This is a genomic window from Alteromonas sp. Cnat2-8 (assembly GCF_022348355.1).
In the GTDB taxonomy this organism is placed as follows: domain Bacteria; phylum Pseudomonadota; class Gammaproteobacteria; order Enterobacterales; family Alteromonadaceae; genus Alteromonas; species Alteromonas macleodii.
The window spans coordinates 173,899-196,453 of record NZ_JAKREX010000006.1; the positions used below are offsets into that span (position 1 = coordinate 173,899).

The window sequence follows — 22,555 nt, forward strand, 5'->3', positions numbered from 1 at the left end:
TTATATGTATAAATAAACAGAAAAACTATACATGTTATACAGTACATGTATAATTTTTTATAAAATCTATATATACAGATCTACATGTATAAAAAAGGACATAATATTAATCATGCCTTCATCTATCCCATTGTTACCACTTGATAATATAGAACAGTGGGAAACCCGCGCAGTACTTAAAAAAGTGGCTGAAGCTCACCGATATCTGGCCGAATTAAAGGGTATTGCCGCCAGCATTCCCAATGAAGCAATCTTAATCAATACGCTGGCTTTGCAGGAAGCAAAAGACAGCTCGGAAGTGGAAAACATTGTAACCACGCATGACGAGCTTTATAAAGCTAATTTATTTGAAGAAGCCATAACCAGCCCTGCAACCAAAGAAGTGCAGGATTACGCTGTAGCATTAAAGCAGGGCTTTCAAACAGCAAGGCAAAGTAAACTCATTCGCTTAAGTGACATTCTTGCCATCCAGCAAAACCTGGAGCACAACAACGCAGGATTACGCAAACTACCAGGCACGGATTTAAAAAATGCCCGTACGGGAGAAGTGGTGTATACCCCGCCACAACATGCAGACGAAATAACCGCGCTAATGGAGAATCTGGTGCAGTTTATTAATAACGATGAGTTATGCGATGCAGATCCGCTGGTAAAAATGGCCATCATCCATCATCAGTTTGAAAGTATTCATCCATTCTACGACGGCAATGGTCGCACAGGGCGGATCCTTAATATTTTGTACCTGGTGATTAAAGACTTGCTTAACCTACCGGTATTGTACTTAAGCCGTTTTATCATTCAGCACAAGGCAGATTACTACAACAATTTGCAGGCCGTTCGTGAAACCGGAAACTGGGAATCGTGGATAGCCTTTATGCTTGATGGCGTTATCGACACAGCGCAAAACACCATCTCACTTATTACCGAAATGAAAAGCCTGATGGCAGAAGTTAAGCACGGTATTCGTGAACAACTGCCCAAAATTTATAGTCAGGACTTACTCAATAACCTGTTTCATCACCCCTATACCAAAATCGACTTTATTATCGAAGAACTAGGGGTAACGCGAATAACGGCTACTAAATATTTAGAGCAACTAGTAGAACAAGGCTTTTTAACCAAACAAAAAATCGGCCGCGCCAACTACTACATTAACGAACCGCTGTGCAAAGTACTAATAGCACACGGTTAAGAACCAAATAATTCATTAAGAGACAAACATGACCAATAACGACATCGTTCAAAAACTTTGGAACCTCTGCGACGTACTGCGCGACGACGGCATTAATTATTCAGATTACGTAACCGAGCTGGTACTTCTGTTATTTATTAAAATGGTGCATGAAAACACCGAAGCAGGCGTATTAAAACGTCATCCTTTACCAGAAGGTTGCCGCTGGACGGATATTAACGAAAAGTCGGGCATCAACCTGCTAAATGATTACAAGCGCATATTGTTAAGCCTTTCAACAGGGAAAGATTCAGACGGAAACATTGTGCACGAAGACCCACTTATCAGTGCTATCTATGCCGATGCACAAACACGTTTGCGTGAACCACGCCATCTCGAACAAATGATCAAAACCCTCGATCAAATTGATTGGTTTAGTGCCCAAAAAGATGGGCTCGGTGATTTGTACGAAGGATTGTTGGAAAAGAATGCGTCGGAAACGAAATCCGGGGCAGGGCAGTACTTCACCCCGCGCGCTCTAATCAACAGCATGGTGCGGTGCATTAAGCCGCAAATAGGCGAGGTGATTCAGGATCCTGCCGCAGGTACTGCTGGCTTCCTGGTTACCGCAGACCAATATATGCGTGCACAAACCGATGACTATCTTGAGCTTTCAGCCAAAGATGCAGAGTTCCAGAAAAACAAAGCCTTTGTTGGCGTGGAATTAGTACCTAACACCCGTCGCTTAGCTTTAATGAATTGCTTACTACACGGTATGGAAGGCGATGAAGAAGGTGTGGTACATCTTGGAAATGCCTTGGGTGATGCTGGGAAGGATTTAAAACAAGCTGACATTATTCTGGCTAACCCGCCTTTTGGCACCAGCAAAGGTGGCGAAGCATCCAATACCCGGGACGATCTTACCTATAAAACCACCAACAAACAGCTGGCGTTCTTACAGCATATTTATCGAAATCTGAAACCTGGCGGCCGAGCGGCTGTAGTGCTACCGGATAACGTTCTGTTTGAAGCGGGTGTAGGAACCGAAGTTCGCCGCGATCTAATGAATAAGTGCAATCTTCATACAATTTTGCGCCTGCCAACCGGCATTTTTTATGCTCAGGGCGTAAAAACCAACGTGCTGTTTTTTACTAAAGGCTCAGCAAAAAGCAAACTCCAGGAAGAAAAATGCACTGATAATGTGTGGGTGTATGACCTGCGCACCAATATGCCCAGTTTTGGCAAACGCACCCCTTTTGGCAATGCAGATATTGGCTTTACACCTGATGAATTCGGCAAAGATCCACATTTAGGTGCTTTTGAAAAAGTATATGGTGAATTATCTGATGGCACTGGTAAACGCACAGAAGGGGATTACAGCTTTGATGCACAAGAAATTGAAGTAGACAAGGAAGTAGTTGAAGAAAACCAGGGGATTGATGACCGCCTTGCCCACTCACGCTGGCGCAGCTTTAGTCGTGAGTGGATACGCGAAACAAAAGGCGATTCTTTAGATATTTCCTGGCTAAAAGATAAAAACAGTGTAGATGCGGCAGACTTGCCAGAGCCAGATCTGTTGGCTCGAGAAGCTAAAGGTGAACTGCATGCCGCGTTAAAAGAGTTAGATAATTTGCTAGCGGCGTTGGAAGGACTGAATTGATGAGTGAGGTTAATTTGCCTTCTGAATGGATTACGACAGAATTGGAAAACATTGGCGACGTTGTAACAGGAAAAACACCAAGCAAGAATAAACCTGAATACTTCGGTGGAGATATACCATTTATAAAGCCTGCCGACGTCAATGATCAGGGAGAAATAGCACTTACCGATGAACAGATAACGGTCCTCGGCGCTGAAACAGTGCCATTAATTCCACCAGGGTCAATAGTCGTCACTTGTATTGGCAATTTAGGGCGTTGTGCTATTACTACAGCTCGATCGGCAACAAACCAACAAATCAATAGCGTGCTTCCCAGCAATAAAGTTGATGTCAAATTTCTTTATTATCAATTGAGAACACTCAAAGAATGGATGTTATCAGAGTCATCAGCAACTACTGTTACTATAATTAACAAGTCAAAATTCTCGAAAGCTCCGATAATATGCCCCCCTATAGCTGAACAAAAAGTTATCGCTGACAAGCTCGATACACTGCTGGCACAGGTGGAAACCACCAAAGCCCGCCTCGAACGCATCCCCGAAATCCTGAAAACTTTCCGCCAAACTGTCCTAGCAGCAGCAGTGAGTGGAAAGTTGACAGAGCAGTGGCGTGAGAAAGTAAATCCAACATCTGCAAAAGAGTTGTATGAAACTTCTATAGACGCCCACAAAAGCTTACTAGGTAAAAAGTATAAGTCTCCTGAAGAGGTTGATATTAGGAACTTAAAAAAAATACCCCAGAATTGGATTTATGGGGTTGCTTCGCATTTAGTTAACCCGGGTGATGAAATAGTTTATGGCATAGTTCAGCCCGGAAAGAAGCTAGAGAAAGGAATTCCTTATGTAAGGGGAACAGACATACAGAATGGGAAAATCCTTGTTGAACAGCTACTCAAGACAAGTCCCGAGATTGCTAAAAAGTATGAACGAGCAAGTCTTAAAGAAAACGACATTCTCTTAGGGATTATAAGAGCCACTAAAGTTGCAGTCGTTCCAAAATTACTAGAAGGTGCAAATATTACGCAAGGAACTGCTCGTTTTAGGGCGAACTCTAGTGTTGTTGGGCATGAGTATCTAGCGCTTTATCTTGAATCCCCAGATGTACAGTCCTGGCTTCATTCAAACTATCGAGGTATAGATATGCCTGGTCTTAACTTAAAAGATGTTCGAAGACTTCCTGTAGCATTGCCATCTATCAAGGAACAAACCGAAATCGTCCGCAGGGTCGATAAACTCTTCGCTTTTGCCGCAAGCATAGAACAAAATGCGAATACAGCATATGAGCGCGTTAACAACCTCACCAAATCGATTTTAGCCAAAGCCTTCCGAGGCGAGCTCACCGCTAAATGGCGGGAGCAAAACCCGCAGCTTATCAGCGGTAAAAACTCCGCTGAAGCTTTGCTGGAAAGAATTAAAGTAGAGCGTAAAGCGCAGAAGCCGTTAAAGAAAAGTAGTGCAAGGAAAAAATCCTGATGCGATTGCTGTCGCTAACTTTGGATGGGCAGTACAAAGGATTGAAAGATCAAACCTTTAATTTTGAGGATGCTGATGACAATGTCATCGCATTTATTGGTTTAAATGGCTCTGGCAAATCCCAGCTATTGGAGTTAATTGCAGAGTGTTTTGCCTATCTAGAACGTTTGCAGCGAATTGATTTTAAAAACAAAGGGCATTTAGGGTTCGACTTTTCGCTGGTTTATAGCATGAGCGGTTATGTAAATGCAGCACCTTCTGCTTATGCGGAAGTATTCGGTGAAAAACTCCGAGTTGCTGATGGTTTTACCGATCCCAAATTTTCGGTATCAGTCAATGGTGGTGATGTACAGCCAATCGATGTTGAGCAAGCCGACCAATCAATAAAAATAGGCTTAGAACAATTACCATTACCGCATGTTGTGGGATATTCCTCCGGCCTGAATGAAAACTTACAACGTCCGTTTTTAAAAAATGCAAACCAGCTGTTTAAGGCACTGAAAGCTAGGGCACGTTACCATAAAGAAAAACGTGCATTAGACCTGGCATATGAGAATAATCTAAATAATTCGGAATCTGCTTTTAATCAGTTTAGAAAGAACAAAATAGATCTTCTAAAAAGGTATCAACGAAATCATTCATATTTGTTTGATTTTGACTCGGCAAGCTATGTTGAAGATGAGATTGAATTACCAGAAACGGTTACTCAGCCCTCTAACTTGATATACCTCGACTACGATAGTGCACAGCTCGTTGTTGCTTTTATTGATTTTGAATACCAGTCTTTTTATGCCCAAGATTTAGCGAAAAAAAATAAGCTGTACAAGCTTTCTTACTCAAAACCAACGTTGCTGTTACTCGAATTTGATTTTACTCAGCCATATATAGCCGACGAAGTAGTAGAGAATGTTAGGTCCTTTATTAGATTAGCAGGAGCTGGAAATGTTGAGTATCAGGGCAGAAAAACAACCTCAGAGGAATTTGAGTACTACGAATTAGATGCATTGAAGGGTACCATTAGCTTAGATCTCAGCCGGCTAGCTGACGATAGCAGACTATCAACCAATGGCGTACTTAACCCATTTAGGCTTTTCGAGCGCTTGTATAAGACTCAGCAGTTGAGCCTAAAAAACATTAGCGCGCATGACCGATATCAACTGGATAGAAATTATTTTTTTGGGACAGTTAAAAAGCCTCTTAGAGTAAAGTTTGCATTAGCAGCTGAGCGTTTGATGCTAGAAGGGAATAATTTAACTTCAGTTGCGTTTGAAGAGTTATCAGATGGTGAGTCGCAGTTACTGCAGATATTAGCGATATTAAAATTGTATTCGCAGGAAAATACTCTATTTTTACTCGACGAACCTGAGACGCATTTAAATCCAGCCTGGCGAACTTCTTTTCATAAGTACGTTTCTGATGCGTTAAATGCCGGCAACAAAGGAACAAAATCACAGGTTTTTCTCTCGACACATTCTCCATTTATGGTCTCTTCTCTCAAGCGCCAAAATGTTTATCAATTCCGGCGAGATGACAACGGATTTATACTGATGAACATGGTGCAAAACGAGACTTACGGGGCATCATTTGATGTGCTAATAAAAGAGCTATTTGGATTACGTTCGTTGATCTCTCAGAGCGTGATTGAAGAAATTCGTAAGCAGCTAGAGCAAGGTGAAGAACACGCGAAAGTTTGGATCGAAAATAATCTCGGATTGTCTGCGGAAAGAGCATATTTGATAAGGAAGCTAACAAAATAATGTTATTTCGTTTAGTAGATGGAACTCCTTGTTTCGAAGTATTTCGCTTACTCAACTTAGAACTATTGCATTTTCTTGAAGCGGCAGTAAATAAAAACGATTTTGACCGTCAATTATTTACAGAGGGGGCTATCGGCGATGCTTGCTGGGCGAACGAAAATACCCTGGATAAGTTTCAAAAACTATTCGAAAATCTAGGTGATGCCGATGACGACACCAAAGAGAAGCTTTTTCTGACAATGCAGAATAATCAGGATTTAGAGGTATTTTTTGGCAATCCACAGAGAGAACTTTTAGATTTCTTGAATGCTGACTGTCGAAATTCACTTAAAGAATTGAGCTTACACCTATACAGCGCGACAAAAGATTTAGTTCCTGTAGTTGCTGCTGCGGGAGGGATTAACATAAATTCACACTTTTCTGAGTATAGATCTTTAACCAACAACGGAAACGTTTGCAAAGCTTGTGGTATGGAAAAACTGGCAGTGATTAGAGGTGGTATTCCAGAACAAAGACAGTGGCGTTCAGACTACGATCATCAACTTTGTAAATCTAAGTATCCGATTTTCTCGGTTCATCCTTACAATCTTATTCCGTTATGTAGCGTTTGTAATCAGTACGCAAAAAAAGCAAAAGATCTCTTCAAAAGTAGAGATGGGAATACCCGTGTAGCTTTTTATCCATACTCCGAAGAAGCGAGGGGGCTTGTTGATATTGAAATTAGTAATTTATCCGACCCTGAGCCAGCTACCAGAGTTATCTGGTCCACTCAAAATGCAGTAGCTCTGGAAAAGCTGGAAACATGGGATGAGGTCTACGAGATAAGAAGTCGCGTAGAGGCAGAATTGTGTTCGATTGAGAATATTATTATAGATGAAATTGACCCGATTGATGAAGCCCACCTAATTAGCAGAATCCAAGATGAAGCAAGACCTATTGCTGAAGAGACTTTTAAACGGAAGGAGTGGGTGTTTTGGTATCAGAAATTATTTGCAGCGCTAGAGCTGGTTGAACTTGCACCTTTTGCCGCTAAATTAGGTTTTATGCAAGAGCAGGGCGCTGATGGTGGTGAGTTTATATTGAGCGGTGGTTGATAAAGTTATTTTTAACTATTTATTTAAAACAGGGATGTAAAAAACTTGAGAGTTTATATAGCCAACTTCGGCGAAGAAAATTACGAGTGGCCAGTCTGCAAAGCCAAAGGTACTGTCGCAACGATGAACGATATCGAAGCGCAACCTCTGTGGGAGCAAGGTAAAAGGGAAGAATATATCCTTTCTCGTATGAAAAATGATAAGTCAGCCAGAGGACAACCGCCAACCAGATCAACGGCATCACGTTGGTACAACCTAATGACCATCATTTCTGAGACAGCTGATGATCTCTGGATTCACAGGGATGGCGAGAAGTTATTCTGGACTATTTCAAAAAATGCCCCTCATTTCTTTGAAAACAAGAAAGAGCCCGTTGGTCGAAAAAGAGACGTTGTTGTTTGCCATAAGCCATGTGAGCCATGGTCAGATCGTACAAGAACAGAGCAGCAACTTTTATGGCGAGATCTTCACCCCAAAGCTAGGGACTTTTTATCAACAGAGGCCACGCTTCAGCAGCTAAGCGAAGATTATGCTCAATATGCTATTGCTCTAGTACATGGCGAAGATTTATCGCCTTGGCATGAGCAAGAGTTGTGGAAAAAGAAAAATGCCAATGCTTCGAAAGGTTATAACCCCGTAACCTATGCAAACAGCGCCAGAAAAGCAGCTATGCGAATGGCTAGAGTGGCGTTTACAACAGCGAAGCAATCGAATGGCCAAACAGTAGAAAGGGCGGTTAAAAATAAGGATATGAAGTTCCGCAATGAAATGGAACTGGAGGACTATATAACCGCTTTGATTGAAGCCCAAGAGGGCATGTGCGCATTAACAGAGCTGCCACTGGAAATGGACGAGAAGGATGGCGATAAAGAGCTTATTTGCTCCCTAGACAGAATCGATAGTAACGGTCATTACGAAAAGGATAACTTACAAGTAGTCTGCAAGTTTGCCAACCGCTGGAAAAGTTATTCAGCGGATTCAGAATTTAGACGATTACTGAGATTGCTTAAAAATTGCGTATAGATCGATTGACGTATGCGTAATCAAATTGTCTAAGTAAAAATAATAATCATCAAGAGCATAGCTTGGAGTTAAGGAATGAGTGGAAGGATATTTAACGCTAATACTTATGGGCAGTACGATTTTTTTAACCAATGTATTGAGTTGAACGTTGAATTGTTTGGTATGAGCGAGTCACATGCTCAAAAGGTAATTGATACCAAAAATCCATATATGTTAACTGGTGATGACTTACAGTTATATTCCACTTATTTACATGAATTGACGCATTTTTATGACTGCAACTCTACTATCTGGGGTATGGAGTTTATACTTCGAATACATAGGTGTTTTGAGTTACCAAACTCGTCGCAAGCTTTGGAAGTGGTAAACGTCAACGATTCTGAAATTGCAATGCATAATTATATGTATGAAGAAAGGTGCGGTCATAAAATACTTGAATATGACGGTATAAAATATGGACTTGATTATGATGAAGTTGTCGGTCCTCATCTAAAAATTTGCTATTTGTCATATCGAAGTAATTTCGATGAAATTATTGCAACGGTACCTGTTAGTATGCTTGCGCTACTTGAAGGCCATGCATATGCTCAGGAATTACTGTTTAAATTGGAAGCGTACGAACATCAAAGCGATTTGGTTTCTAAATCGTTGTTAATTAAAGAGGTGGAAAAATCACTTAAATACGCCAACACTGTGGAATATACATGCTTGATTGCTTTAGCATTTACTTTATTTCCTGATTTATCTCTGAAAAATAAACTTGAACTTATAGTCACGTTATCCAAGCTGTCTTTAAATGCGAGCGTGATTATGACTTCAAGAATTCCTGTCGAACTTCTAGAAAAAGTATTCCAGCTTTCCGACAAAGTTTTGATTCAGACATTGCAAACGGATTGGGCCCGTGGACAGAATAGGGCTGCATTTTTTATCTTGATGCTGATGTACATAGCTTATCTCGAAGACTTGGGGAAACTGGAACCTGAGGAAAATTTTATCGATCTCATAGAGAAATATATATTTGACTTGTATTCTCCGGGCCTCAATACAGAGGATATTGTAAATTCAATGATGACCCTTTGGGATGTTGAGTATGACGCTTATTTAAAAGAGCTGAAATCTCTAAATACACGCTTAACTGCTGATACGGCTCACGAAATGAGAGATAAGAATTGGTATTCATTTAATTTATATTGTTTGAAAACTCCTGATATATTTTGCAGTTCAGGTAGTATTTTATCGTCAGAAAATAGACTGGATATTGATTTGGAAGAGCACTTTAACCAAGTTGCTAAACCCGCTATAAAGCTTGAAAATCAACTAAAAGCTACCGGGCCTTATAAATTTCACAATATGACAATCACTTGGAATAAATAGACAGTATTACCTCACACTGATTTGTGAGGTTTCGGGCTCAGGTTATAGTGTGAAAGACACCTATTTAGATGTATTAGCTGCACCAATTTCTGCACCCAGCCCCATTTTGTGCACCTAAAAAATAATGCCATGTATCGCTATATAGTGTCGCTCTGACGGGAGTTCCACTATATATTGCTATGTAATGTGATCAGAGTATTTTCAAATCCTCTCACACCGACCAACTTCTCTTTCCCCATTCAATGGCTTATGCCATATATATCAAAGTAAAATCGAAACTCACTTTTCTTGTACCAATATACAGCAGTAAATTTCGCTCAATAAAAGAGTGCATAGTTGTATATACACTCTTAAACACTATTAGCGCAAAGCCTAGTTGGTTTTAATGCTCAAGATGTCTAAAAGCATCAATAGAGAACCCGCCATAAACAACCATACTCCAGCGGTTGCAAATTTGCTGAAGGCTGGCAAGAAAAGGGTACTTCCCCAAAAAAAGCATAAGCAGGCGGCTACACCCAATTTGTTATTTTGTACTTGTTTCATGATAGTCATTTTCACGTCTTCCTTACTACTAAATAGAAGGTTGAAACTGAAGGCTTACTGAAATACGGTTCCAGCTATTAATTTGAAGAATAATAGACGTGAGTTCTATCAGCCCTTCTTTTCCGAAGGTGCTTTCTACACTGTTATACATTTCTTCAGTAATAGTGGAAGAGTGGATAAGCGTTAACGCTTCCGTCCACGCTAATGCTGTTCTCTCTTCAAAACTGAAACAATCTAGCTCTCTCCATGCAGACAATACATCAAGCCTTGACTGATTTTCATCAGACTCTCTCGCTTCTTCGGCGTGCATATGTTGGCAGAAGCCGCACTGATTAATTTGTGACGCACGAAGCTTAACTAAATGTATGAGTTTATGACTTAAAGTACTTTTGACTGAAGGCTTAACCAAGCCTGTGAGGTGTTCAAGAATATGGGGATATTCAGAATATAGCTCAGATTGTGTAATACGTTTTTTCATAGTGATCTCCTTTAAACTGCGGAGAACTATAAAGTCTAAGCAAAACGCTTAATTGTAAATTTGCGACAACTTTCGCTTTCTATACTGAAGGGGCGTTTCCAGCGCGAAATCACTAAACGAATGCGTAAAGTGCGCTTGGTCGAAGTAACCACATGCCAATGCGACGTGGCTCAGCGCTTCAGAATTTGAGGTTAATAACGATCGAGCATGGCGTATTTGAGCAAATTGATACAGTTTGTTTGGCGAGAAACCAAAGTTAGTGCGAAATTGGCGCTCCAGCGTTCTTCGGCTGACGCCGAACTGATCGGCAAGATGTTGTGGGGGCACCAGTAAATTCATCGACTGATAAAGCATGCGCTCCCATTTCTGAAAGGCTCCATCAGTATTTTCTGCTAGCTCAATCAACCAGTGCTGTATTGCTAAGCACTGCTGGCTAATAGTTTTTCCAATAAGATAGGCTTGCAGTCGTTGATAGGAATCACGCTGCTTAACCATAGCCAACGCGATGTCGATTTGTTGGTTTTTACTGTCATCAAAGGTTAAACCGAACAAGTATTTCAAGGCACCGGGCCTAAATCTTACACTTATTTGTCTGCAAGCCAGTTCCCACGGCATGGCGCAGACCTGAGTATGGTAAAACAATTGCGCTTCACAGTTAGTTTGATCGAGATAGAAAGTCAAACTAGCACCTGCATCGGGATAAAATTTTTCGTTTAGGGTTGTAGCTGAGCCTTCTGGGTTATCAATCACCCATATGCATTGTACAAACCGTTTTATGGAAGCAGCAGGGGTCACGAAACCAATATCAATCTGCTTAAAGCTAGCGGCAGGAATAATTTCGTTGTTGGTTGAAGCGTCCATAAAAGTTGGTTGCGAGTCTAGAGTTAAATCAGTGAAGCCTTATATTACCCCTGTCGCGTGCCGTATCAAGACAAAGTTTCACGTTTAGTTAGTGTAGCGACCTAAAAAGCTTGTTATAGATTTCAACACGGCTTCAGCACTTTCAATTTGCGGATAGTGCCCAATTTGATCGAACTCAATTACGTCTGCATTGGGAATGAGTTGTTTGTAACGCGCCACCATATGCGCGCCAGAGATTGGATCAGCCATGCCTGCGGTTAGTCGAAGAGGGGCATTGGCATTTTGCAGTGCACTTACCCAGCGCTCTCGGTATTGTTTACGCTGCTTCATATAGTCCAAAAGCAAGTGCATGTGTTGGTGACCATTATTTGTACTGATAAGTGTCCAAAAATCATTGATGTCTTGATCTGAAGGAGGTGTGTTTGGGCCAAATATGTTGTGCATGCTTTTTCGAATTGCATTTTTGTTTAAAAAGCGAATGAGTAGACCACCAATTGGAGAGAGCAGCAGCTTTTGAATGGGCAGAGCACGATGTGTCTCAGGAAAAAGGCCACCGTTAAGTAAGTGCAGCGATTCGATGTTAAAGGCAAGGTTGTTTTCCAGTTGCTGCGCCATCATTTCTTGCGCAACCGTATCACCGTAATCATGAGATAGAACATGGGCACTTGTGATACCTAAATGCCTTATTACCTCACTTATCGTGTCTGCTTGTTCTTTAATTAAGTATTTTTTTGGTGACTTATCGCTAAAACCAAACCCCGGCATATCGAGCGTCACGCATTGATACTTGTTTGTAAGTGCTGGCCATATTTTAGCCCAATCAAAACTTGCGGTGGGGTATCCGTGAATGAGTAATAGTACTGGTCCCGTGCCTTCTGTTTTATAAAAAACTTGCTGACCGTCGACGTTTAAAAAGTGGCCGGAACTTCGCCATTGTGAAAGTTGCATTTCTACATGCCTTGTTATGCTTTTGTATTTAGCTTGCCCAGCCTTTGATGTTAGGTCTGTCGTGAGGGCGACATTTTAATAATGTCGCGCGCTGCACAGGGAATTTATAACGCAGGGTATAGGTAGTAGAAAATGAGAGGCACGCTAGTCTTCAACCGGAATACAGACGGTTACTTTCGTTCCCTCTCCAGGGGCTGATGTTAAGTCAATCTCACCGTTAAATTTTTGTCGTACTAAGTTGTATAAAATATTTAGGCCCAGCCCTGTACCGCCTTTATCACGAGCTGTGGTGTAAAATGGCTCGAATACCTTCTTATGAAGCGCCTCTGGTATACCTTTGCCATTGTCTTGTACGCTAATCACAATGCCTTTGGCATTTTTACTGCAGCTCACACTCACTCTATTCACGTCGTTATTTACCGATGGACCAAAAGCGTGACGCTGAGCATTCGATATTAAATTTGTTAGCAATTGGGCAATTATACCGGGGCAGGTGGTTATCACTAAATTGGGCGTAACGTCTATGCTTAGCTCGACTTGTTCTTTGCGAAGCATGGGTTTTAAAGGGTTACAGACTCTAGGGATATATTCGTCTAATGCAATTTCTTCTATTTCTAACGACGTTTGGTCAGCAGAAGTGCGCTTAAAGTCTTGTACTAAATTCGCTGCCCGCATCAGGCTCGTTTCAGCTAAGTTTAGCCCTTCAGAGCAAATAGCTTCAAAGTCTTTAAAACCCTGCTCGGTTAATTCATCGTTTTCGAAGTCTCGATAGATGTCTTTTAGTTCTTCTTTGCAGTTACTGACGGAGGTGAGTGCAATGCCTAACGGCGTATTAACTTCGTGAGCAATGCCTGCGACTAGATTTCCTAACGCCGCCATTTTTTCTGACTCGACGAGCTTTTCTTGTGCAGCCTCAAGTTCAGCTGTGCGGTCTATTACTTTTTGCTCAAGGGTTTGGTTGGCCTCAATTAGCCTCTGCTCGTAATCTGCGCGCTCATTTGCACTCACTGCACGCCCGTAAAGGTCTGCCAGTGACGCCGCAAATACAACTTCATCGGCATGCCATTCACGGGCTTTGCCTTGATGTTCACAGCAAATTATCCCAATCATTTTGCCGCGGTGGCGAATAGGGACATCAAGCATAGAGCTAATCCCAAGCGGCGTTAAATACACTTCTGCAAATTCAAATGTTGCAACATCTGTTAATGCGTCGTGGGCCGCAATGGTTCTCTCTGAATCTAGCGCCTCGAAATAATGAGGAAAGTCTTTTCGGGTAAGTACTAAGCTTTCGTGGTCCAGGTCATTACCCTTATCAATGAGCAATGTGCACTGTACCAGTGTTTGCATTTCATCATACAACCAAATGCCAGCTCGAGTAATTTGCAAACCCTCACACACCGAGTTGATAATAAGTCTAGAAGCAACGTCTAATTCACCTTTATCAATATCTGCGCTTTGGCTAACGCGTAATAAGATTAGTTCTAGCGATTCTTTCATTCATCTTCGTCCGGTTCTGTGGCTCGGATTTCAAGGATCCTGTCGAAGTGCTCTATCATAATGTGGGTGATTAGCGGATCGAATTGTTTCCCGGAATTCTCATGAAGATAGGCTTTTACTTCCTCAGGACTCCATGCCGGTTTATAGCAGCGCTTAGATAGCAATGCGTCGACAACGTCGACAATTGCCATAATACGACCCTCCACGGGAATGTCGTCTCCAGCTAATCCTTCAGGGTAACCTTGACCATCCCACCGCTCATGATGCGTTTTCGCAATGATGGCGCCCATTTTAGCAACGATGCGATCAGATCCCGCAAGTAGCTCGTAGCCTTTTTGTGCATGGGTCTTCATGATCTCCCATTCTTCTGGGTCGAGTTTGCCCGGCTTATGTAAAATAGTTTCAGGAATGCTAATTTTACCCACGTCATGAAGTGCGGCTGAATACCGTATGGTCTCAATAAACTCTCGGCTCATGTGAAGCTTTTCAGAGAGAAATTCGGTCATAAGAATGACCCTTTTCACATGGCCACCGGTCTCTTTACTCCGCATTTCGATTGCGTCGCTAAGCACCATAATGAGTTCTTTTTGGGTTTTTTGTATGTCTTCTTTTTGCGTGAGATTTTGGAATATTACCGCCACATTAGAGGCAAACATCTCTAAGGTCTTGCGCTGCAGAGCATCCAGTGGATGATCTAACTTAACATACAAGATGTTGTGGCTATCTTCTCCAGTAGGGTAGTAGCCGATGAATAAATCTTTAGACTGATAGTGACTTTTGTTTTCTAAGACTTGTTTGATTTCTTCTTCGATGGTTTCAGGAATTCGGCTAGAAATTCCAGGTTCGCATAATCCAACTAGGTCGCCGCTGGCACCTAGCACCGTCATGGTCGTATCGCCATATAAGTCGGTGTGCTGAGTAGACAAGTAGAGTACAGAGTTGTTTAGGTTAAGCAGTGTAAGTGTCTGTTTCAACACTGCGGTGCCAAATTGGGCTAAAGACTGGCTTGCTAAAACGGAAGACGAGGATTTTAAAACGTCTTCCATACCGCGCTTACCTTGCTCAATAGTCTGAATATCCCGATACGACCTTATTGCTGTGTACACACATGATTTAAGTTTAAGCGATGATAATTCGGTTTTGGCTTTGTAGTCGTTTATGTCGTAACGCCTGATTACCTCTTCTTCCGGCGCCTGACCAGGTTGACCTGTTCGCAGAATAAGGCGGGCGGTATGGTTATTGAGCTCGTTACGAATGGCATCAACCAAATTCAAACCCGCATCGTCAGTTTCCATTACCACATCAACGAAAGCGAGAGCGATGTCTGGATTTGCTTTGAAAAGTGCTAGGCCTTCAGCGCCACTGTGAGCTGATAGAAATTCAACCCCGCGTTTTTCGAAATTAAATTTCCGCAGAGTGAGTTTAGTGACCTCATGTACGCCTTCTTCATCATCGATTATGGCTATTTTCCATGGAGCTTGGCGAGAGGTGGATTGTTCTGTTTTTGACTTCTTAAATAACGACATACATAGCGCTATAAACGTTTAGATACATTAAACGTAAGCCACAATTTTCAATCTCGCAAACTTACTCGACAAGTTTTGTTCTAAAGTTCAATGAGCATATTTTGATGACAGAAGTCTCTTTATCATCAGTTAGATGTGTTTTAGGCAAGTATTAAAAATATGCCATGTTTGTTAAATTGTGGAGCCCAGCAGATTCCAGTAAGAGAAAACTGCTGGGCCGCGATACCTTACAACAATAGCGTTTAGCTATCTTCGATAGGGGTATTTTCAGTAATCGGTACCGTATTTACGTCGGTATCTAAGCTTTCTACCGCATTTCGTACGCCTGCGGCGTAGTCTGGATGTACCTTTTCTAGCACGGCGTACCAACGCTCTTTTACGCTATCTGAGCACGGGCCCATAGCGGCAGCGTAGTTTTTATACAGCCGTTCTTTTTGATCATCAGAAAACATCTCATACAGTTTTCGCGGCTGCACGTAATCCACATCTGCTTCATCTTGATGATATCTATCAGCGTCTCCATCAATGCGAAGCGGAGGCTCTTTCACTGAAAAGTCAGCCACCGGACCTTCGTATTGATTGGGCCCATAGTAGGCGTCAGGGTTACCAAAATCATTGGTAAAGAAGCGCATCGCGCCGTCTTTGTGATAGTGGTTTACCTTGCTATTTTTCGGCGCGTTTGCGGGGAGTGCTTCATAGTGTGTGCCCAAACGATAGCGATGGGCATCAGCATAAGAAAATATGCGAGCCTGAAGCATTTTGTCAGGGCTAAAGCCAATACCAGGGACAACATTTGACGGACTGAATGCTGCGTTTTCTATCATTTGAAAGTAGTTTTCTGGATTTCTGTTCATTTCCAGTTCGCCAACTTCAATAAGCGGATAGTCATCGTGCGGCCACACTTTGGTTAGGTCGAACGGGTTATAGCTTTGCTGTCCTGCTTCCTCTTCTGGCATGGCCTGAATGTACATTGTCCACTTTGGGAAATTGCCTTCTTCAATGGCGTTATATAGCTCTTCTTGATATTTTTCCCGAGTGCTTCCAATGATTTTTTCAGACGTTTCATTGGTGTAGTTTTTAATGCCTTGTTGAGTTTTGAAATGGAACTTCACCCAATGACGCTTGCCTTCTTTATTCCACATGCTGAAAGTGTGGCTGCCATAGCCGTTCATGTGCATAGGTGACACCGGAATACCACGGTCCGACATTAAAATGGTAACTTGATGCACGCTTTCTGGCTGTGCAGCCCAAAAGTCGAACATGGCTTCTGGTGAGCGCAGGTTAGTTTTCGGATGACGTTTTTGCGTACGAATGAAGTCAGGGAACTTGTATCCGTCACGAATGAAGAAGATAGGAGTATTATTACCTACCATATCCCAGTTGCCTTGTTGTGTGTAAAACTTCAAACTAAAGCCTCGCACGTCACGCTCGGTATCAGCTGCGCCTGATTCTCCCGCTACCGTAGACCACCGGCTTAATACTTCAGTTTGTTTACCCACTTCTGAGAATAAGTCAGCGCATGTGTAATCGGTAATGTCGTGCGTGACCGTAAATGTGCCCTGTGCACCCCAGCCTTTCGCGTGAACGACACGTTCTGGAATTCGTTCGCGGTTTTGATGCGCTAACTTTTCGATTAGTTGATAATCTTGTAAGAGGGCGGGGCCGCGCTCTCCTGCTGTTTTAGTGGTTTCGTTACTTACTACGGGGGCGCCTGCCGACGTGGTTAATTGCGGTTTCTTAGCCATTATAAAACTCCTTTCGTATGCTTTTTTTGAAAGCCAAACTTCCATAAACATCATGTGTGCCTGACTCATGACATGCTTTTGCTACGCACTGCTAAATGAAAGGGTTTACAAACTTCTATATATATCTATAAAAACAAACAATCTGAATTAGGTTTGCCACCTATTGAAGAGCAAACTCGTCGTGTTTACTCTAACTTAACAAGTTCAATTACCGCGTTTAAGGAAGTGTATGAATTTTGCCGAGTTTGCAGCATCAAGAAAGAGTGTTAGAGGGTTCACTAAACAGCCTGTTACTAAGGAAACAGTAGACGCGATTATCAACGCAGCGAAGTGGGCGCCATCGTCCTATAACACGCAAACCTGGAAAATTCATGCAGTAACAGGCGACGTGCTTGATAAAATTCGTGAAGGCAACACCAAAAATACACTTGAAGGTAAACCGCACGTTCGAGACTTTCCCTACAAAGAGGACTACGAGGGGATTCACCGTCAGCGTCAAATTGATGTAGCCATACAGCTGTTTGACGTAATGGGAATAACCCGAGAAGACAAGGAAAAGCGTATGGATTGGATGATGCGCGGCTTTAGGCAGTTTGATGCGCCCGTTTCTTTGGTGCTTACCTATGACAAGGCTTTAGAGCCAGCAGGGATCACCCAGTTTGGTTTAGGGTCGCTGGCGTATGGCATTGTGCTAGCTGCATGGGACTTAGGGCTTGGTTGTGTTATCAATGGTCAGGGCATTATGCAGTCCGATGTGGTACACAAGCACGCTAACATCCCTGATGATGAGGCCATTATGATTTGCATAGCCTTGGGCTATCCAGACCCAGAGTTCGCTGCAAACGAGGTTCGCTCAACTCGCGCCGACAACGATGAGTTTGTGACGTATCACGGGTTTTAGCGTTTTTCGATTTAGGCAGATTGTTATTTTTTCAGCAAGCCAATGCTGCGTTAAGCCATCGGCATGAAAATGTCCGTTTGAATTATCATGAGCTTCTAAAACGGTGCCTTCACAACGGAACATTTCCGAATTTTTAGTGTAAGTGGTTACTTTGTTAGATGATTACTTAAGAATCGTTCTATCTCGGGCGCGGGGAGTGGCTTGCTCCAATAATAGCCTTGCCCCAAGTCACATCCCATTTTTATTAGCTTTTCTAACGCGGGTTTACTTTCAATACCTTCAGCTACCGCTTTCATGCCAAGGCTGTCGGCAATGCTGATAATTGCTGCAACTAAAGGTGCGTCGTTTTCCCCAATGCCCAAGGTGTTGATAAAAATGCGGTCTATTTTGAGTTTGCGAGCGCTAAATGTCTGTAGATAATTTAAATTAGAGTAACCGGTACCAAAATCATCAATAGCAAAGTGCACGCCTAACGATTTAATGGCTTCAAGTTGTTCGCCAGTGGTGCCATTTTCATCCGCGAGTATGGTTTCAGTTAGCTCCAGCTCTAAAAATTGCGGTGCTAATTGTGAATTTTGCAAGGCCTGCTCAACGACAGCGGGGAGCGTACCATCTTTGAATTGTGCGAAGGATAAGTTTACGGCAACCGTAAGATTAGTATGACCGTTTTCATGCTGTTTAGCGCAAAATTCACAAGCTTGGTTTAACACCCACGCACCAAGAGGGATGATCAAGCCACTGCTTTCCGCTAAAGGTATGAACTTGTCGGGGAATATCATTGAGCCGTCTTTCTGAGGCCATCTCAAAAGCGCCTCTACTGCTTGAACCTCGTTAGAGGCAAGGTCTATCAACGGTTGGTAGTACACCTCGAATTCATTGGCCTGTACAGCCGGGCGCAAACGCTGAATAAGTGTGAATTTTTCATCGTTTTCTTCGTCAAAGCGCACGTCATAGTATTCGTATCTATTTCTGCCGTTGCGTTTCGCTTCGTACATGGCAATATCAGCTTTTCGGCACAGCTGTTTAAATTTAATTCCGTCATAAGGCGCTTGTGCTACACCAATTGAACCCGATACTACCACTTTGGTTTGCAGCACTTCGAATTCGTTCGAACACCACGTAATTAAGTTCTTACATAAGTCATCGATTTCAGATTTGTCTGATATTTCTGGCGCCAAAACAATAAACTCATCGCCACCGAAGCGTATTAAACTTTGCTTTGTGGATAGGTGGTCGGTGATGGTTTGAGATATTTTTTGAAGAAACCGATCGCCCGCAGCATGGCCAAGAGCGTCATTCACGGGTTTAAAGTTGTCTAAGTCTATGAACAGCAGCGCGAGCTGAAGCCCTTTTTCTTCACTCTCGCGTAGCTTTTCGTTGAAAAGTCGCTCGCCCAAAATCCTATTTGGCAAGTTTGTGAGCGGATCGTGATGTGCTAAGTGCTGGATATGTGCTCTATTTTGCTCAACTTTAGACACCTCTTGCTGCAGTGACTGCATAAGCCGACGAATATCCTGTATCAAAATAAAAACGCTGAAGCCCGTAATAACGTAAATAACCATGATGAAGAGCACGTGAGACCAGCTCAAAATAGGCGGGTTTGGTGTTACTACATCGTGCATAATCAACCACGTAAGCGTAATGCACTGAAGAAGCACTAAAGATAAAACGGTGCCAAATAGGGCAATTCCACCTAATAAAGCCGCAAATATAATGACGCCAGGATAGCCAATCATGGCGATATCAAATACGCCTGCACCTGTTGCGGATAGGGCAAACAGCATTGACGACATAGCGCCTAAAAGTAGGTAACTGCTGGTGGTAACGTAATACTTGTATGCGAGCGAGCCAGTGACGATTAATGAGAACAAGCCCAGTAAAAAGATATCAAAAGTTATGCCTCTCGCGACCAGAGACGAAGCGAAAAGCCCGAAGCCTGTTACCGCGCTTATTTGAATGACACGGCGCCTTCGGAGTGACGTTAGATCAGCAAGCTTTGCTGATGAGGAAAAAAAATCTTTAACCTGCATTCTTCCAAATCTTGAAGGAGGTTTATAGCAACCTTAAACCTAACTTGGAAAAAAGCAAGTGCAGAGACGCAACGTTATACGTTATTGGCAAAAGACGAGGAAAAACACAGCAGTGCTCGAAAACACTGCTGCCTGTAAAGTCAATAACTACCTTTCGTCTGATGGTGCGTAACGCTCCAACCAGTGTGCATATGGTGCAGGCATTACCCAAGATGGTTTTTCAACGCCTAGCTTTTTCGCTGCAAAATAAGACCAGTGTGGGTTAGTAAGATGCATTCTACCTACCATAACAACGTCAAGTTGTTGGTTTTCAATGGTATCATTGGCGAGCTCTGGTGTGTCTACTCCCCACGCTGTAGCAACCGGGATCCCGGCTTCATCACGTACCTTTTTAGCAATTGGAGCAAGGAAAGCCGGGCCCCAAGGAATATTCGCATCAGGTGTGTTAAAGCCAACGCTAACGCTAACGAAATCAGTACCAATTTCTTTGAACTGTTTTACAAGTTCAATAGACTCGCTCAACGTCTGTTCGTCATCACCATCGTATTCGATAACGCCAAAGCGTACGGTAAGCGGTAGGTTTTCAGGCCAAACCGCGCGCACTGCGCTCAGTGTTTCAAGTAAGAATCGACCACGGCCTTGCGCATCACCGCCGTATTCGTCGGTACGCTTATTGGCGTGCTTCGAGAAAAAGCTTTGAGCCAAATAACCGTGGGCAAAATGCAGTTCAAGCCACTCGAATCCAGCTTCAAGCGCGCGCTGGGCACCTTTCACAAAGTCACTCTTAACGCGCTCAATATCGGCTTTGGTCATTTCTGTAGGCGTAACAGGTAAGTGTGCCCCAAAGGCTTCTGCCGAAGGTCCAATAGGCTGCCACCCTTTTTCTTCACTTGGCTGAATGTGGTCATCACCTTCCCAAGGGCGGTTAGCACTCGCTTTGCGCCCGGCATGTGCAATTTGAATTCCAGCAACAGCGCCTTGGCTTTTTATCCGATCAGCAACACTTTTTAAGCCACTAACGTGTTCATCTTTCCAAATACCTAAGCAATTTGGCGTGATGCGTCCTTCTGGCGAGACGGCGGTTGCCTCAACGATAACCAATCCAGCACCGCCTCGGGCAAATGACTGGTAGTTTGCTTCATGCCACTGATTTGTAAACCCATCTTCTGCAGAGTATTGGCACATAGGAGGCACAGCAATACGATTGCGAAGCGTCACGTCTTTTAACGAAAATTGTTCAAATAATGCAGTCATATTTCTCTCTTTTTAAATAAACACAAAAGCACTCAGCGAAGGCTGAGTGCTTTAAAATCTAGGGGTTATGCCGCAAGAGTTAGAATTTCACGGGCTTTAGCAAGATCGATGTCACCATGCTCGCCAAGCGCTGTTAAGCCGTTGCGTTCAAGGTTTTCGATTAGCCCATCAATGGCAGACTTTTCAATGTTGTGGTCTGACAGGCGGGTTTTAACCTGCATAGTTTCAAAAAAGTCCTGAACCGCTTTTATGGTTAAGTCGATGGCCTTTTCTTTGTCATTTTCCTGAATGCCAAACACGCGCTCACCTAGCTGCAGAATTTTTTCCTGCTTTTTGTCACGCTGCACGAACATTAACGACGGTAGAACAATTGCTAAGGTCACGGCGTGATCTAAACCGTGTAACGCAGTAAGTTCGTGACCTATCATATGTGTGCCCCAGTCTTGCGGTACACCTTTACCGATTAATCCGTTAAGCGCCATTGTTGCTGACCACATTACGTTTGCACGCACATCGTAATCTTCAGGCGTCGCTAACGCTTTAGGACCTTCTTGAACTAAGGTTTGTAAAATTCCTTCTGCAAAGCGGTCTTGAAGCGGTGCGTTTACAGGGTAGGTAAGGTATTGCTCAATCACGTGAACAAAAGCATCAACCACGCCGTTCGATACTTGACGTGGTGGTAGTGAATAGGTGAACTCAGGATCGAGTACGGCAAAAACAGGCTGAACTGTTTCAGAAGAAAACGCGCGTTTTTGCGACGTTTCTTTTCTGTTTACTACCGAGTTACCGTTACTCTCAGACCCTGTCGCAGGTAAAGTAAGTACTGCGCCAATAGGTAATGGATTTTCAAATGCTGCACCTTTAACAAGTATGTCCCACGGATCGCCTGCAAAGTTAACGGCAGCAGCTACAAATTTCGCGCCATCAATAACACTTCCACCGCCAACCGCAAGAATGAAGTTCACGTCATTTTCACGGGCGACATTTACAGCTTTCATCAGTGTTTCAAATTCTGGGTTTGGTTCAACACCCTGAAATTCAATAACTTCAGCACCTGCTAGTGCAGTCGTTACTTTATCGTAAATACCATTTTTCTTAATTGAGCCGCCACCGTAGAGGAAGAGGACTCTTGCTTGTTTCGGCAAACGTGAAGACACTTCACTTAGTTGCCCTTTGCCGAACAAAATTTCGGTTTGATTCTTAAACGTAAAATTAAGCATA

18 protein-coding genes are annotated in these 22,555 nt (G+C 42.9%); 8 read left to right on the plus strand and 10 right to left on the minus strand.

Annotated features, from left to right (window positions below; all coding sequences use genetic code 11):
- Positions 1-112 precede the first annotated feature (112 nt).
- The 7 genes from MHN00_RS16685 (at position 113) to MHN00_RS16715 (ending at position 9,551) form a co-directional block, all read left to right on the plus strand.
- Positions 113-1,192: a Fic family protein gene (locus MHN00_RS16685; protein ID WP_239301852.1), complete on the plus strand. Its 1,080-nt coding sequence runs from the start codon at positions 113-115 to the stop codon at positions 1,190-1,192.
- A 28-nt stretch (positions 1,193-1,220) separates the two neighbouring features.
- Complete coding sequence (locus MHN00_RS16690; protein WP_239301853.1) at positions 1,221-2,831, plus strand: N-6 DNA methylase; 1,611 nt, start codon at positions 1,221-1,223, stop codon at positions 2,829-2,831.
- Entirely contained in the window at positions 2,831-4,303 is a 1,473-nt protein-coding gene (locus tag MHN00_RS16695) for a restriction endonuclease subunit S (protein WP_239301854.1), read from the plus strand. Before MHN00_RS16690 ends, MHN00_RS16695 begins: the two co-directional genes overlap by 1 nt.
- Positions 4,303-6,060 (plus strand): AAA family ATPase, encoded by a 1,758-nt coding sequence (locus MHN00_RS16700; RefSeq protein ID WP_239301855.1) that lies wholly within the window; start codon positions 4,303-4,305, stop codon positions 6,058-6,060. The genes MHN00_RS16695 and MHN00_RS16700 overlap by 1 nt, the downstream gene beginning before the upstream one ends.
- Positions 6,060-7,154, plus strand: a complete 1,095-nt coding sequence (locus tag MHN00_RS16705) for a hypothetical protein (protein ID WP_239301856.1) — start codon at positions 6,060-6,062, stop codon at positions 7,152-7,154. Before MHN00_RS16700 ends, MHN00_RS16705 begins: the two co-directional genes overlap by 1 nt.
- Positions 7,155-7,199: 45 nt before the next feature.
- Positions 7,200-8,177: a hypothetical protein gene (locus tag MHN00_RS16710; RefSeq protein ID WP_239301857.1), complete on the plus strand. Its 978-nt coding sequence runs from the start codon at positions 7,200-7,202 to the stop codon at positions 8,175-8,177.
- Between the two features lie 75 nt (positions 8,178-8,252).
- Positions 8,253-9,551 (plus strand): hypothetical protein, encoded by a 1,299-nt coding sequence (locus MHN00_RS16715; RefSeq protein ID WP_239301858.1) that lies wholly within the window; start codon positions 8,253-8,255, stop codon positions 9,549-9,551.
- Between the two features lie 372 nt (positions 9,552-9,923).
- On the opposite strand, the gene MHN00_RS16720 is transcribed toward MHN00_RS16715, so the two are convergent.
- The 7 genes from MHN00_RS16720 to MHN00_RS16750 form a co-directional block, all read right to left on the minus strand.
- Positions 9,924-10,103, minus strand: coding sequence for a YrhK family protein (locus MHN00_RS16720; RefSeq protein ID WP_014976860.1), 180 nt, complete (start codon positions 10,101-10,103; stop codon positions 9,924-9,926).
- A 19-nt stretch (positions 10,104-10,122) separates the two neighbouring features.
- Positions 10,123-10,572, minus strand: coding sequence for a carboxymuconolactone decarboxylase family protein (locus tag MHN00_RS16725; RefSeq protein ID WP_049586902.1), 450 nt, complete (start codon positions 10,570-10,572; stop codon positions 10,123-10,125).
- Positions 10,573-10,620: 48 nt separating this feature from the next.
- Positions 10,621-11,433 (minus strand): helix-turn-helix domain-containing protein, encoded by an 813-nt coding sequence (locus MHN00_RS16730; protein WP_039225300.1) that lies wholly within the window; start codon positions 11,431-11,433, stop codon positions 10,621-10,623.
- An 84-nt stretch (positions 11,434-11,517) separates the two neighbouring features.
- Positions 11,518-12,381: an alpha/beta hydrolase gene (locus MHN00_RS16735; RefSeq protein ID WP_239301859.1), complete on the minus strand. Its 864-nt coding sequence runs from the start codon at positions 12,379-12,381 to the stop codon at positions 11,518-11,520.
- Between the two features lie 144 nt (positions 12,382-12,525).
- Entirely contained in the window at positions 12,526-13,878 is a 1,353-nt protein-coding gene (locus tag MHN00_RS16740) for a GAF domain-containing sensor histidine kinase (protein WP_239301860.1), read from the minus strand.
- Positions 13,875-15,404, minus strand: a complete 1,530-nt coding sequence (locus MHN00_RS16745) for a DUF3369 domain-containing protein (RefSeq protein ID WP_239301862.1) — start codon at positions 15,402-15,404, stop codon at positions 13,875-13,877. Before MHN00_RS16745 ends, MHN00_RS16740 begins: the two co-directional genes overlap by 4 nt.
- A gap of 242 nt (positions 15,405-15,646) precedes the next feature.
- The gene (locus MHN00_RS16750) at positions 15,647-17,149 is read right to left on the minus strand and encodes a catalase (protein ID WP_239301864.1); all 1,503 of its coding nucleotides are present in this window, start codon (positions 17,147-17,149) and stop codon (positions 15,647-15,649) included.
- Positions 17,150-17,378: 229 nt separating this feature from the next.
- On the opposite strand from MHN00_RS16750, the gene MHN00_RS16755 reads away from it, so the two are divergent.
- A complete protein-coding gene (locus MHN00_RS16755; protein WP_239301866.1) occupies positions 17,379-18,050 on the plus strand; it encodes a nitroreductase in 672 nt (223 codons plus the stop codon).
- A gap of 146 nt (positions 18,051-18,196) precedes the next feature.
- Here the strand turns inward: MHN00_RS16755 and MHN00_RS16760 are convergent, their stop codons facing one another.
- The 3 genes from MHN00_RS16760 to MHN00_RS16770 all read right to left on the minus strand — a co-directional run bounded on the left by MHN00_RS16760 (position 18,197) and on the right by MHN00_RS16770 (position 22,554).
- A complete protein-coding gene (locus tag MHN00_RS16760; RefSeq protein ID WP_110288675.1) occupies positions 18,197-20,080 on the minus strand; it encodes a bifunctional diguanylate cyclase/phosphodiesterase in 1,884 nt (627 codons plus the stop codon).
- A gap of 147 nt (positions 20,081-20,227) precedes the next feature.
- Complete coding sequence (locus MHN00_RS16765; protein WP_239301868.1) at positions 20,228-21,334, minus strand: NADH:flavin oxidoreductase/NADH oxidase; 1,107 nt, start codon at positions 21,332-21,334, stop codon at positions 20,228-20,230.
- A 65-nt stretch (positions 21,335-21,399) separates the two neighbouring features.
- Positions 21,400-22,554 (minus strand): iron-containing alcohol dehydrogenase, encoded by a 1,155-nt coding sequence (locus tag MHN00_RS16770; protein WP_239301869.1) that lies wholly within the window; start codon positions 22,552-22,554, stop codon positions 21,400-21,402.
- Between the last annotated feature and the right edge of the window lies 1 nt (position 22,555).

What these genes read in the sequence shown, in the direction of transcription:
- MHN00_RS16730 (WP_039225300.1), bottom strand. Translation starts at nt 11,433, where the DNA reads ATGGACGCTTCAACCAACAACGAAATTATTCCTGCCGCTAGCTTTAAG.
- MHN00_RS16725 (WP_049586902.1), bottom strand. Translation starts at nt 10,572, where the DNA reads ATGAAAAAACGTATTACACAATCTGAGCTATATTCTGAATATCCCCAT.
- MHN00_RS16765 (WP_239301868.1), bottom strand. Translation starts at nt 21,334, where the DNA reads ATGACTGCATTATTTGAACAATTTTCGTTAAAAGACGTGACGCTTCGC.
- MHN00_RS16760 (WP_110288675.1), bottom strand. Translation starts at nt 20,080, where the DNA reads ATGCAGGTTAAAGATTTTTTTTCCTCATCAGCAAAGCTTGCTGATCTA.
- MHN00_RS16685 (WP_239301852.1), top strand. Translation starts at nt 113, where the DNA reads ATGCCTTCATCTATCCCATTGTTACCACTTGATAATATAGAACAGTGG.
- MHN00_RS16700 (WP_239301855.1), top strand. Translation starts at nt 4,303, where the DNA reads ATGCGATTGCTGTCGCTAACTTTGGATGGGCAGTACAAAGGATTGAAA.
- MHN00_RS16705 (WP_239301856.1), top strand. Translation starts at nt 6,060, where the DNA reads ATGTTATTTCGTTTAGTAGATGGAACTCCTTGTTTCGAAGTATTTCGC.
- MHN00_RS16740 (WP_239301860.1), bottom strand. Translation starts at nt 13,878, where the DNA reads ATGAAAGAATCGCTAGAACTAATCTTATTACGCGTTAGCCAAAGCGCA.
- MHN00_RS16690 (WP_239301853.1), top strand. Translation starts at nt 1,221, where the DNA reads ATGACCAATAACGACATCGTTCAAAAACTTTGGAACCTCTGCGACGTA.
- MHN00_RS16720 (WP_014976860.1), bottom strand. Translation starts at nt 10,103, where the DNA reads ATGACTATCATGAAACAAGTACAAAATAACAAATTGGGTGTAGCCGCC.
- MHN00_RS16750 (WP_239301864.1), bottom strand. Translation starts at nt 17,149, where the DNA reads ATGGCTAAGAAACCGCAATTAACCACGTCGGCAGGCGCCCCCGTAGTA.
- MHN00_RS16715 (WP_239301858.1), top strand. Translation starts at nt 8,253, where the DNA reads ATGAGTGGAAGGATATTTAACGCTAATACTTATGGGCAGTACGATTTT.
- MHN00_RS16745 (WP_239301862.1), bottom strand. Translation starts at nt 15,404, where the DNA reads ATGTCGTTATTTAAGAAGTCAAAAACAGAACAATCCACCTCTCGCCAA.
- MHN00_RS16695 (WP_239301854.1), top strand. Translation starts at nt 2,831, where the DNA reads ATGAGTGAGGTTAATTTGCCTTCTGAATGGATTACGACAGAATTGGAA.
- MHN00_RS16735 (WP_239301859.1), bottom strand. Translation starts at nt 12,381, where the DNA reads ATGCAACTTTCACAATGGCGAAGTTCCGGCCACTTTTTAAACGTCGAC.
- MHN00_RS16755 (WP_239301866.1), top strand. Translation starts at nt 17,379, where the DNA reads ATGAATTTTGCCGAGTTTGCAGCATCAAGAAAGAGTGTTAGAGGGTTC.
- MHN00_RS16770 (WP_239301869.1), bottom strand. Translation starts at nt 22,554, where the DNA reads ATGCTTAATTTTACGTTTAAGAATCAAACCGAAATTTTGTTCGGCAAA.